The organism is Arthrobacter pascens (genome assembly GCF_017052465.1).
Lineage (GTDB): Bacteria > Actinomycetota > Actinomycetes > Actinomycetales > Micrococcaceae > Arthrobacter > Arthrobacter pascens.
Window position 1 is genome coordinate 1 of record NZ_JAFHKT010000077.1, and the last position, 12,179, is coordinate 12,179.

Consider the following 12,179-nt stretch of genomic DNA (forward strand, 5'->3'; position numbering starts at 1 on the left):
CATTCCGAACCCGGAAGCTAAGACCCACAGCGCCGATGGTACTGCACCCGGGAGGGTGTGGGAGAGTAGGTCACCGCCGGACAACCATTAGGTCGAGAGCCCCAACCACACGGTTGGGGCTCTCCCGCATTTAAACACCCCAAACACCACCACACCCACCACCACGGGCAACAAAAACCCCCACCACCCCCACCACTTGCCGGCCCAGGCCCAACGCCCCCGCACCTGTTGCCGGGCAGAGCCGGACCCTCCCTCACTTGTTGCCGCATGGGGCCGGCACGCTCCCTCACTAATTGCCGGGCAGAGCCGGACGCTCCATCACTACCCGAAGCCTTCCGGGCAGCGCCCCAGCCCGCCCGGGCACCCCAACCGGGACAGTCCCCCAACCCGCCACACCGCCGTCGTCACCGACAAGTGGTGAGGGAGCGTCGGTGATGACCCGACAAGTAGTGCGGGAGCGTTGCCTTGGGAGGCGGCCAAAAGTGAGGCAGCGTTGCCGTGGGAGGCGGCCAAAAGTGAGGGAGCGTTGGATGGGGGCGGCGGGATGTGAGGGAGCGTCGGAACATATCCTGGCGCGGCGCCGTTGTGTTAGCGGAGCGCCTGTGGGTTTCGACACGCTCAACCAGGGGTTTCGACAGGCTCAACCAGCGGATTTCGGTACGCTCAACAACTCTCGGCAAGCTCAACAATCGGCTCGCGACAGGCCACCGCCCGGCTTCTCAACCAAAGGACTGCTCATGCCCCAGCGCACCATCGTCATCACCGGAGCCAGCGACGGGATCGGCGCCGCGGCCGCCCGGAACCTGGCAAGGTCAGGCGAGCGGATCGTCGTCGTCGGCCGTTCTGCGGAAAAGACAAAGGCGGTGGCTGCAGAACTTGGTGCCGACTACTTCGTCAGCGACTTTGCCGAGCTGGCCCAGGTGCGCGAACTCTCGGCTGCACTCAAGGAAAAGTACGGGACGATCGATGTGCTGGTCAACAACGCCGGCGGCATCATGGGCCGGCGTGAGCTCACCGTGGACGGCTACGAGAAGACCTTCCAGATAAACCACCTCGCCCCGTTCCTGCTCACCACCGAACTCATGGACGTCCTGGTGGCAAGCCGCGCCACGGTGATCAACACCGCCAGCGCCGCCAACGGTTTCGGTAACCTGGATCTCGCCGACCTTCATGGCGGGCGCAAGTACTCGACGAACCGCGCGTACGGCACGTCCAAGCTTGCCAACATCCTGTTCACGTCGGAGCTGCAGAACCGTTTCGGCGAGGCAGGAGTCTCGGCGGCCGCCTTCCACCCCGGTGCGGTGGCCACCAACTTCGCGGCCGAGTCCACGAGCTGGTTCCGCCATGCCTACACAACGTTCATCAGCAGGTTCCTGCTGACCCCGGAACAGGGCGCGGACACACTGGTGTGGCTCGCCACCTCCACGCCGGGCCGGGACTGGGTTCCCGGCGCGTACTACGCCAAGCGGGCGCTGGCCCAGGCCAACAGGCAGGCCTACGACGCGCAGCTTGCGCGGGAGCTCTGGGACCGGAGCGAAGAGATGGTCCGGGCCGGGCAGACGGCGGAGACACGATAAGGCGTCAGCGCCGCAGCCGCATCCCCTCCAGCGCGTCGACGGCATCGGCTGAGCGGAGGAGGGCGATCTCCAGGCCGGTGTCCGGTTCGGGGAACGAAAACAGGTAGCCCTGCAGGAGGTCGCACTGCAGGTCCGTCAGGTATGCCGCCTGCGCTGCCGTCTCGACCCCTTCGGCCGTGACGGTCAGGCCCAGCGAGTGCGCCATGTTGATCATGGAGCTGAGGATCGGGAGTTTCTCGGCGCCCGTGCGGATCATGGAGACGAAGGACCTGTCGATTTTCACGGCGTCCACGGGAAGGTCCTGAAGCCGCCCCAGCGAGGAGTACCCGGTGCCGAAGTCGTCGAGGGCCACGCTCACCCCGGCGTGGCGGAGGCGTCCCAGCTGCTCGATCACGTGGTCGTCATGGTCGAAAAACACGCTCTCCGTCACCTCCAGGACCAGCTGCGCGGGGTTCATGCCGCAGGACTCAGCGAGCCGGAGCACGTCGTCGGCGAAGTCACGTTCCCGGAGCTGAACTCCGGAGACGTTGACGGCAAGGGAGCGCTCGGGGGAGCCGGCCAGCCAGGCGCGCAGCTGGGTGAAGCTTTCTTGGAGCATGTGCATGCCGATGGCCGAAATGAGGCCGCTGCGCTCCGCCGTCGGAATGAACTGCGACGGCGGAACTCTCTCGCCATTCCGATCCCACCGCGCCAGGGCCTCGAACTGGGCCACCTCGCCACGCACCGGCGACACGATCGGCTGGTAGTTCACGGTGATCTCGTCGTTGTCGACGGCGAGCCGCAGGCCGGCTTCCATGTCCGTCCGCCGCACCAGCGCCGTCATCATCTCCGGCTGGAACCGCAGGTACTGGTTCTTGCCTGCAGCCTTGGCGGCGTACATGGCAACGTCCGCCCGGCGCAGCAGCTCCGAGGCCGCGATGACGCCCTCACTCATGGACGCGAGGCCCAGGCTGAGGCTCGGCCGAAGCATGGCTCCATCGATCAGCACCGGCACGTTCAGGGATTCCACGATGCATTCCGCCACGCTGTCGGCATCCGTGGACCCGGTCAGGAGCACCACGAACTCGTCGCCCCCCAGCCGTGCCACGGTATCGTCCGGGCGGACGCAGGCCCGCAGCCGGCGTGCCACCTCTATCAGCATCTGGTCGCCGGCGTGGTGGCCGAGGATATCGTTGACCTCCTTGAAGTCGTCCAGGTCCAGGAGGAGGACGTCGACGGCGGCGCTGCACTCGCCGCGCAACGCTTCGGTCAGCTGCTCGTGGAACAGTTTCCTGTTGGCCAGTCCGGTCAGCGGGTCCTGGAAGGCCATGGCCTTCAGCTGCTCCGCCTGCTCGGCGAGTTCAGCCATCGCCCGTTTCGCCTGTTCCTGGGCGTGGCGCCTCGGCGTCACATCGCGGAAGCTCCAGACCCGGCCCACCACTTTGTCATCCACCTTCTGCGGCCGTGAGTAGCGTTCGAACGTCCGGCCGTCGCGGAAGTCCAGGACATCGTGGCTCTCCGCGGCGGGATGCGCATACAGTTCGTGAACTTTCTCCAGGAAGGTCTCCGGATCGGAGAGCTGACCCAGGACGTACCCCATCACGGCTTCATCGTCGTGGGTGTCAAGCAGCTCGCGCGGGATGCGCCACATGGCGGAAAACTGATCGTTCATCCCGGCGATCTTGCCGTCGATGCCGACCACGAGGATGCCGTCCGCCGTCGACTCCAGCGTGGCGCTGAGCAGCGACATCGCTTCGCGCAGCCCGTCATCCGCCTCCTGCCGGTGGAACGTCGGCCGGAAGGACGCCACAAGGAAGGTTGTCCCCTCCGCGTCAAGCAGGGAGCAGGCCACCTCGCCCTGGAACTCGCTGCCGTCGCTGCGAAGGCCGTACGTCTCAAGAGGCGAAGGAGCTGGTGCGTCGGCACCCTGGGTGGGGCGAAGAGAGGCGAAGTACCCTTCAAACCCGTCGTGGAAACCGTTCGGAAGGACAAACCGGTGGTCCCGGCCGATCAAATCAAGCTTGGCATACCCGAAGATGGACGCCGCGGCGGTGTTGGCGAGGCTGATCAAGCCGTCACCGGCGATGACCAGGACGGCGTCCGGCAGCGCATCGAAGACTGCCTGGAACCCCAGGCCCGGACTTCCCGGCTGCGCCGGCGGCAAAGGAGCGCCCATCAGGCAAGCTCCCCGTGAGACCAAAAATCCTTCATTGAACATACCCCCTCCGGAAATCATAGAGTCCCGGCCCAGCCGGACTCCACCCCTGGAGCGTCCGAAAGGAGCTGGGGGGAAGTGTTCAGTGGGCGTACTTGGCCTCGACGGGTCCGACCAGCGGCGCCCCGGCGTTCGTCCCCAGGCCCCGCACCGTCCAGCCCACCGCTTCCCAGGCTGCAGCGTCCAGGACGTTTCGCGCGTCCAGCAGCGTCCGCCGTCGTACGAGCTGCCCGGCGGCGGCGGGTGACAACGAGCGGTACTCATTCCATTCGGTGAGCAGCAGCACCAGCTCGGCGCCCTCCAGCGCCCGGGCCGAAGAGGGCTCGAACCGCAGCTGCGGGTAGCGCATCCACGCGTTGTTGATGGCCTTCGGGTCGGTCACGGTCACGTGCGCGCCGGCCGCGGCGAGCCGCAGGGCGACGTCGAGGGCCGGCGAGTCGCGGATGTCGTCCGTGTCCGGTTTGAACGCGGCACCCAGCACCGTCACCGTCCGGCCGGCGAGATGGCCCTCGCACAGCTCGCGGGCCAGCTCCACGGTCCGGAGCCTCTGCCCGGCGTTGACGGAATCAACGAGCCCCATCCAGTCCTTGGCCGACTCGACACCCAGCATGGCGGCTTGGGTCTTCAGGCTTCGGATGTCCTTTGGCAGGCACCCGCCGCCGAAACCCAGCCCCGCGTGCAGGTACCGGTTTCCGATGCGGGGATCGAGCCCCATCGCCTCGCTGAGCTCCCGCACGTCGGCCCCGGAGGCGTCGCACAGCTCCGACATCGCGTTGATGAAGCTGACCTTCGTGGCCAGGTACGCGTTGGACGCAGACTTGATCAGCTCAGCCGTGGCGGAGTTGCAGACCAGCCGTGGAATGCCGGCGCACAGCAGCGGCTCATACACCGCATCCAGCACGGCCGTCACTCCCCGCGGTGTGCCGTCCGGTTCAAAGGCGGCGTCCCTGCCGCCCGGCGCTCCGTACACCAGCCGGTCGGGCACCAGCGTGTCCTTCACGGCCGTACCCTGGCGCAGGAACTCCGGGTTCCAGCCGAGCAGGACATCCGGCCGGCCGGCGAGAATTCCACCGAGCATGTCAACTGTTCCCACGGGCACCGTTGACTTGCCGACGACGGCGGCACCGCGGCTGAGGTGCGGAAGGAGACTTTCGGTGGCGGAGACCAGGTAGCTCAGGTCGGCGCCGTCGGAGGTTTTGGACTGCGGTGTGCCGACGCAGAGAAAGTGGATTCGGGCGCCGGCAGCGGCGGCAAAATCTGTGGAGAAGGTGAGCCGGCCGGTGGCCCGGCCGTCGCGCAGCAGTTCGTCCAGGCCCGGTTCGAAGAAGGGGGCGTCGCCGCCGGCCAGGCGCTCGACCTTGCCGGGATCGACGTCGATCCCCACCACCGTGTGGCCCATGGACGCGAGAGTGGCTGCGTGGACTGCGCCGAGGTAGCCGCACCCGATCACGGAGATTTTCACAGGCCGGCTCCTTCGATGGTTGAGCGTCCGGCAGCCAGTGAGGAGGTGGCGATGACCCCCTCATAGTGGCGGACCAGTTCCGCGTTGAGAGCCGGCCAGGTCCGGTCCTGGACCGAGGCGTGCGCGGCCGCGGCGAACGCGCGGCGCTTGGCGTCGTCGCCCATCAGGTCCATCACACGGCTCCGCAGGTCAGTCAGGTCTCCGGGTCGGTACAGCCATCCGGTCCGGGAGTTTTCCACCAGATCCAGGGGGCCGCCGCGTCCCGTGGCCACCACCGTCACCCCGGACGCCATGGCCTCCTGGATGGTCTGGCAGAACGTTTCGAATTCACCCGGGTGAACGAACAGATCAAACGATGCCACCGCCCTGGCCAGCTCCTCGCCGCCCAGGAATCCGGTGAAAACCGCGCCCGGCATGGCTTCTTCAAGGACCGGACGCTGCGGACCGTCGCCCACGATGACCAGACGGGTACCCGGGACATCGGCGAGCACGGCCAGGTCCTCGACCTGCTTCTCTACCGCGAGCCGCCCCACGTAGCCGATGATCCGCTCACCGCCGGGTGCCACGGCTGCCCGCCAGCCGGCGTCGCGCTTTTCCGGCGCAAAACGCGCGGTATCCACACCGCGCCGCCACATGTCCACCCGCGGAATCCCGCGGCCGCGCAGCTGGTTCAGCGCGAACGTGGACGGCGCCAGCGTCCGGTCGGCCAGCAGATGGATGTTCTCCACCCGGGTCCAGGCCCAGTTCTCGAGGAACGGCACGCCGTAGCGCGCCATGTAGCTGGGAACCTCGGTCTGGTAGATCGCCACGGTCGGGATGCCCAGCTGGGCCGCCGCCTGGGCCGCCCGCCAGCCGAGCACGAACGGCGAGGCCAGGTGGACCACGTCGGGGGCGTAATCGGCAAGCATTCTCTTGACCCGATATACGCCACCCAACGCGACCCGAACATTCGCATACCCGGCCAGCGGAACGGACGGAAGCCGGTGCACAAACGCGCCGTGGACAACATCGAGAACATCGGTGTCCGACGTCGACGGCGCAATCACCATCACCTCATCACCGCGCTCCTGCAGGTGCTCGAGCACCCGCAGGATGGAGTGCGTAACCCCGTTCATCAGCGGCAGGAATGATTCAGCGACTATTGCGATCCTCACCCCTCCACCGTGGTCGCGGCGTCTGACGTTGCGGCGGAGCAGGCGTGACGCTGAGGGAAAGGTTGGGTTAACAGGAGGGCCGGGGCATCGACCGGCCCGGCTGACGGCGGTTCAGCCGACGCTGGCTTGTCCGGCGCCGGTTACCCCGCGGGGTCGGGCCGGAGAATGTCCGGCAGCTCATCCACATACACCGTTTGCGGCGGTTCAAAGTAGATGACGAGCACCTTTTCACCGACCGGGAAGATGCTGGTTTTGTCGAACGGGTGGGCATGGAAGGCGCTGGTCCCGCCGCGGAACGGCAGCATCACCTCGCCGATGGTGCCGGGCGCGACGCGTCCGGTCACCCTGCCGATCTTGCCCGTCAGGCTGCGGTCCGCGCTCCTATGCATGGGGCTGCTTCGGGGATCGTTTGGCCGGGTCCTGGCCGTCTTTGAGGGCAGTGGACAGGCGCGGCAGGAACGAACCTGCCTGCGAGAGGATGCCGCCGATCATGCTGTTCAGGCCGTCGCCGCCGTTCAGCACGGTCATCTGGCCCACGTGGCCAAACGGCTCGGCCGCAGCCGACACGATGGCCGGCATGTTCTCCGCCAGCTGCTGGGCGATGACGGCGTCCTGGTTGGTCTCCAGCGCGTCGCCCCTGGCCTTGATGCCCTCGGCTTCCGCCAGGGCCTTGGCCTTGATCGCCGACGCGGCGGCATCGCCCCGGGCCCTCGTCGCAGCGGCCTCGGCCTCACCTGTCACGCGGGTGGCTCCCGCAATGGCCGCGGCGGCTGTGGCGCTGGCCTGGGCCTCGACTTCAACGCGCCGGGCGTTGGCCTGTGCTTCGAGTTCGGTCCGTTTGGCCCGTGCTTCGGCGGCGCTGATGTCCGCGGACTTCTGGGCCTCGGCTTCGGTCCGCTGCGCGTAGGCCTTGGCATCGGCCGGCTTGCGGATGACCGTCTGGAGCTTCTGTTCCTCGCGGTCCGCCTCCAGCTTGGCTACTTCGGTTTCCTGGACCACCACCTGCTGGCGGGCCGTGGCTTCCGCCAGCGGCCCCGCCTGGGCGGCGTTGGCCTTGGCCCGCTCGGCGTTGGCCTGGGCGACGGACTGTTTGATGGCCGAGACGCTCTGGGCGTCGGCGATCTGGGCCGCTGCCTCGGCTTCCTTCTCGGCGGCTTCGCGGTTCCTGGTGGCCTCCGCGATGCGGGCCTCCATCTTGACCTGCGCAATGTGTGGCTTGGCGATGTTCTGGATATACCCGGTGGGATCCTGCAGGTCCTTGATCTGCAGTGAATCGACGACGAGTCCGAGCTTTTCCATTTCCACGCCGCTCGCGCCGCGCACCTGGGAAGCCAGTTTGTCGCGCTCGCGGATTATCTCCTCCACGGTCATGCTGCCGATGATGGAGCGGAGGTGTCCCTCAAAGACGTTGTAGACCTGGCTCTCCATCTTTGGCTGCTGGCCGAGGAACCTTCGCGCGGCATTGGCGATGAAGGCCGGTGCATCACCGATTTTGTAGATGACCACGCCATCGACAATGACCTGGATGCCCTGGGAGGTGACACACGAGACCTTGAGCTCGGTTTCATTCAGGGTCAGGGACAGTGCCCGCACCGTTTGCAGCCCTGGAACCACGAGCGCGCCCCGGCCGGTGACTATCTTGAAGTCCATCCCGTCGGTGTTCTCGAGGGTTCCGCGCGTCAGGCCCGAAATGATCAGCGCCTCGTTGGGCTCAGCCACCTTCCACATCAGTTTTATGGCCACCCAAATGACAGCGATTCCGGCGAGGACCCCGGCGATGGTGGCGATAACAGGGAGGAAAGCTGACAGGGCTTCCATAATTGTGTCCTTTCACGTCATTGAAAAAGGCGAAGCGCATACGGCCGGCACGCCCGAACGCGCCGGGACTGCCAGCTTTCATAGACAGTCTCGCCGGGCGCGTGCGGGAAAGTCCAGCAATTTGATGATCCGGATCCGGGCTCACCCGGCGGCGGCCGCCCTGCTAATGCTGTTCCAAAATCCGGCGGGCATCCCGCTGGGCTTCCAGCTCTTCCGGGGTCACCGTTTGCCCGGCAAGATAGCCGGCTCCGGCCATGAGCTGCTTGAGCTCCGCCACGGTCCGGGGCGTGCCCACACCCAGGTGCGCCATCGCGTGGCAATTGGGGCACAGCGGCACCAGGTCCACCACCGGATCGAGCTGATAGTCATTGCCGATCTGTCCGGCCGGCACCAGATGGTGGACCTGGATGAAGTCAGCGCCGGCCTCTCCATAGGCCGACTCGAAGGAGAATCCGCACACGGCGCAGCTGGTGCCGTGATGGGCCACGCAGATCCGCCGTGCTTCAGCGCTGCATTCATGGCGGTTGGCCTGTACCCGGATGACCGCTTGCGCCGGATAGCTTCCCGGCACGAGGTGGACCGGGTCCTGCGCCTGGGCCGGTCCGAACTCCCGCCACACGGCACGGACTTCCGCCTCGAGCACCGGATCAAGGACGGCCGCCGGCTCTGACAGATCCTCCCATGGAACCTCAGGCACGGTTTCGGCAAGGACCCCGGGCAGGATCTGGTCACCGGGCGGAAGGAGGGCATCGAACGCCACCACGACGGCACGGGAGCCTTCGCCTGGCCCGCCGGCAGACGCGGCATGCGGTGCGGACGGCGCCGCGGCCGAGAGGACCAGGCCGTGCCCCAGGAGCCCACAGCGGCGGCCCCGCAGCAAGAGCCACACCTCAGCGCCGGCGGGGACGTTCACCGGTTCCGCCACGGTCCAGCGGGCCACGGACTGACCTGTTTCTCTCACCAGTTCGACGGCGGCGGCGTAGTTCCAGCCGTCACGGTGGTCAGGGTCCCACGCCAGGATGATGGCTGTCATAGGCATATTCTTGCAGTGTTCCAGCCCGGGCGGACCGGCAACGTTGATTCTCGAGGGTGCGCCCTGAGGGCGGCTGCCTGCGGCGCTATTCGGCTCCGTCCCGCAGCGGGCTCGATGCGGCGATGGTCTCCACCAGCTCGGCCAGCTCATCCACGCCCCGTGAGGTTCGGATTGAGCCCCCGATGCGGCCGCTTGCTTCGCGATAGGAACTGTTTGCCAGGACGGCGCGTACGGCCCTGGCTACCGCTTCGGGGGTGGCACGGTTGGTTCGGAGGTTGATTCCGGCGCCCGACCAGGCCACGCGGGCGCATACTTCGGTTTTTTCCTCGGTTTCGCCGGCCACAACGAGCGGGACGCCGTGCCGCAGCGCGAACTGCACGCCGCCGTAGCCGCCGTTGGTGACCAGCACGTCGGTCTTGGCCAGCAGTTGGTCATAGGGCAGGTAGGACGCAACGCGAACGTTGTCCGGCAGCGGCCCGGCGAGATCTGCCACGGGGCGTCCGCCGGTGCTGACCACGACCAGGACGTCGTCGTCAGCCAGGCCGTCGATGGTGGGGCGGATCAGGTCGTCGAAATCCCGGTTGGCGACAGTGCCTTGGGTGACGTGCACGACCGGACGGCCGGCGTCGAGTTCCTCCCACCAACCGGGCAACAACTCCGCGGCGGTTTCTCCGGCGCTCTTCGTGCCGCTTTGGGAGACCGGCCCCACAAAATGCACCGTTCCTGGAAGGTCCGACCGTGGATATTCGAACTCCGGAACGGTGAATTGGACCAGGCAATCGGCGGCGCGCGGCCAGTCCATGAAGAACGTCGGGAACGGCCGTCCCGTGGTGTCCAGGGCGACGGCGTCCGCGTACTTCTGCACCGGACCGAAGACCACCTTCTCGGTCAGTGTTTGCAGCGCCCGGTTACGGAGCCGGCCTGCCGCTCCCGCCATCGGCGGGATGCCCAACCCGTAGGGGGCCGTGTCCCTGCTCGCCAGGCTGAGCGGCACGATGCCGCAGTTCACCACGGCGGGACGGCTGGACCGCGGCTGGCTGAGCAGCAGCGCGGCGCCCATGAACAGCGATTCGGCCAGGACGGCATCGGCTGGATGTTCCGTGAGCGTGGCGAGGACTGCCTCGTACTGCGCCTTCCCCGGACGCATGAAGATCTCCTTGATATCGAACCGGATTCCCTTCGGTCCCTTGAGGCCGATGCGGCCCGGAAACGCCTCATCGAGATTCGTGTCGTCGAAATCGGCTTCCGGAGGCAGGGGAACGAAGCTTGCTCCGGTGTCCTCCACGCGGTCCCGGTAGCGCTGCCCGGTGAGGAACCGGACGTCATGTCCGCGCTGGACAAGGCCTGCAGCTACGGAGAGCATCGGCGTTACGTGGCCAACCAAGGGGCTGGAGCAAACTAGTACCGATGCCATGTGGGTCTCCTCTGAGGATGATCGCGTTGTAACAGTTTTCATTACCGTGGCATAGTAGTCAATATGCAGGATCAGGAAAAACGTCGCCGCCGGTACCGCTCTACGCTCCGGAATGCGCAGGCGGACGCCACGCGGCAGCGGGTGGTAGTTGCCGCCGGCCGCTGTTTCGCGGCGAGGGGATTCACGGCGACCACCCTTGGTGCCATCGCGGATGAAGCGGGTGTTTCGGTGGAGACTGTTCAGGCCCACGGCCCCAAGAGAATGCTTCTGCTGGCGGCGGTGGAAACCGCTTCGGCGGGTGTCGACGGCGGGCGCTCCATCCTGGATGTCCCCGAGGCAAAGGCCGTGCTCGAGCAGACCAGCAACGAGGAGGCTGTCGCCGGGCTGGCGGCTTTCGCGGCGGAACTCAACCGCCGGGTCGGGTCGCTGTGGCAGGCGCTGGCGGCTGCCGCGCAGGGGGATTCCGACCTCGCTGCGGCGTATGCAGGGCTGCAGGAGCGTATCCGGGCAGATTTTGCGAAGGTGGTCCAGGTGCTGCAGACGCGTTCCGGGCTTCGGATGGACGTGGAAGCCGAGGAAATGGCCGCGACCCTGCTGGTGCTTACCTCGCCGCACCAGTACGACCTGCTGGTGGTTCAGGCCGGATGGGAGCAGGAACGCTACCGCGGGTGGCTGGAGCGCATGCTCGCTGAAGCGGTCCTGGTCCGGTAGTAAACACCACGGCAGGCCAGGACGCAAAAAGACGGCCGCCTCACCGGAAGGGGAGGCGGCCGCCGTCGTTCTGCGGGCTTTTAGGTGTTTTGGACGTGGTCCTTGGCGTCCGTGGCGCTGGCTTTGACGTCGGAGACGGCGGTCTGGCTTTCTCCCTTGACGTGCTGGGCGGCGTCGGTGGCGGTGGCTTTGACGTTTTCCATGGCTTCCTGGGCGGGTTCCTTCAGGCCTTGGGCCATGTCCTTGGCGGCATCGGTCAGCTGGGTGGTGACCGGTTCGGCTGCGGTTTTCAGGGCCTCGGCTGCTTCGCGTTCCTTCTGGCTCGGTGGAATCAGGGAGGAGACCAGCAGGCCGGCGCCGAAGGCGATCAGGCCGGCGGCGAGGGGGTTGCCCTGGGTCTTCACGGCTGCCTGGTGCGGGGCGTCGGCCACGGCGGAGCCGGCGTCGTGGAGGGTGGAGCTGACGGCGGAGCCGGCGTTGCCCATGGCGGATCCGGCGTTGCCGGAGGCCCTGTGGACGTGCTCCGACGTGTGGTCCGCTGCTCCCATGACTTTCTCCTTTACTCCGAAGACGGCTTCTTTGACCTTGTCGGTCTGCCGGTGGACGATGTTGGACGGTGTGACTTTGTCGGCGACCGCGTCCACGTTGGTGCCGAGGCGGGCGCGGGTGGCTTCGATGTCGGCGCGGATGGCGTCCGGGTTTTCACTCATCGGTGATCTCCATTGGGTTTCAGGGTGGGGGGAATTTCCTGGATGGTCTCGGCGGTCTGGGGCATGCCCTTGATGGCTTTGAGTTCCTTGCGGCCGACCGATGCCA

The 12,179-nt window shown here is 66.9% G+C and carries 10 protein-coding genes, 1 rRNA gene and 1 pseudogene; 3 read left to right on the plus strand and 9 right to left on the minus strand.

The genetic code is table 11. The features are described 5' to 3' along the window. A 5S ribosomal RNA gene (gene rrf, locus JYA52_RS00580) occupies positions 1-82 on the plus strand; the annotation flags it as partial. 655 nt (positions 83-737) lie between these two features. Then, on the plus strand, positions 738-1,577 hold the full coding sequence (locus JYA52_RS00585; RefSeq protein ID WP_205651215.1) for an SDR family NAD(P)-dependent oxidoreductase: 840 nt from the start codon (positions 738-740) through the stop codon (positions 1,575-1,577). A gap of 4 nt (positions 1,578-1,581) precedes the next feature. On the opposite strand, the gene JYA52_RS00590 is transcribed toward JYA52_RS00585, so the two are convergent. From JYA52_RS00590 to JYA52_RS00620, 7 genes are all read right to left on the minus strand, one after another. Continuing rightward, entirely contained in the window at positions 1,582-3,732 is a 2,151-nt protein-coding gene (locus JYA52_RS00590; RefSeq protein WP_205651216.1) for a putative bifunctional diguanylate cyclase/phosphodiesterase, read from the minus strand. Positions 3,733-3,853: 121 nt separating this feature from the next. Beyond that, positions 3,854-5,233: a UDP-glucose dehydrogenase family protein gene (locus JYA52_RS00595; protein WP_205651217.1), complete on the minus strand. Its 1,380-nt coding sequence runs from the start codon at positions 5,231-5,233 to the stop codon at positions 3,854-3,856. Next, a complete protein-coding gene (locus tag JYA52_RS00600; protein WP_205651218.1) occupies positions 5,230-6,387 on the minus strand; it encodes a glycosyltransferase family 4 protein in 1,158 nt (385 codons plus the stop codon). The genes JYA52_RS00595 and JYA52_RS00600 overlap by 4 nt, the downstream gene beginning before the upstream one ends. Before the next feature lie 140 nt (positions 6,388-6,527). Further along, a complete protein-coding gene (locus JYA52_RS00605; RefSeq protein ID WP_205651219.1) occupies positions 6,528-6,776 on the minus strand; it encodes an NfeD C-terminal domain-containing protein in 249 nt (82 codons plus the stop codon). Beyond that, positions 6,769-8,205: a flotillin family protein gene (locus JYA52_RS00610; protein ID WP_205651220.1), complete on the minus strand. Its 1,437-nt coding sequence runs from the start codon at positions 8,203-8,205 to the stop codon at positions 6,769-6,771. The genes JYA52_RS00605 and JYA52_RS00610 overlap by 8 nt, the downstream gene beginning before the upstream one ends. Before the next feature lie 163 nt (positions 8,206-8,368). Continuing rightward, entirely contained in the window at positions 8,369-9,238 is an 870-nt protein-coding gene (locus JYA52_RS00615) for an HNH endonuclease (RefSeq protein WP_205651221.1), read from the minus strand. 85 nt (positions 9,239-9,323) lie between these two features. Continuing rightward, positions 9,324-10,652: a nucleotide disphospho-sugar-binding domain-containing protein gene (locus JYA52_RS00620; protein ID WP_205651222.1), complete on the minus strand. Its 1,329-nt coding sequence runs from the start codon at positions 10,650-10,652 to the stop codon at positions 9,324-9,326. A gap of 63 nt (positions 10,653-10,715) precedes the next feature. Here JYA52_RS00620 and JYA52_RS00625 point away from each other — a divergent pair, with 63 nt between their 5' ends. Continuing rightward, a complete protein-coding gene (locus JYA52_RS00625; protein ID WP_205651223.1) occupies positions 10,716-11,363 on the plus strand; it encodes a TetR/AcrR family transcriptional regulator in 648 nt (215 codons plus the stop codon). A gap of 80 nt (positions 11,364-11,443) precedes the next feature. On the opposite strand, the gene JYA52_RS00630 is transcribed toward JYA52_RS00625, so the two are convergent. Beyond that, the gene (locus JYA52_RS00630) at positions 11,444-12,073 is read right to left on the minus strand and encodes a DUF3618 domain-containing protein (RefSeq protein ID WP_205651224.1); all 630 of its coding nucleotides are present in this window, start codon (positions 12,071-12,073) and stop codon (positions 11,444-11,446) included. After that, positions 12,070-12,179 (minus strand): annotated as a pseudogene (locus tag JYA52_RS22235) (phage holin family protein); the annotation flags it as partial. The gene JYA52_RS00630 and the pseudogene JYA52_RS22235, both read right to left, overlap by 4 nt.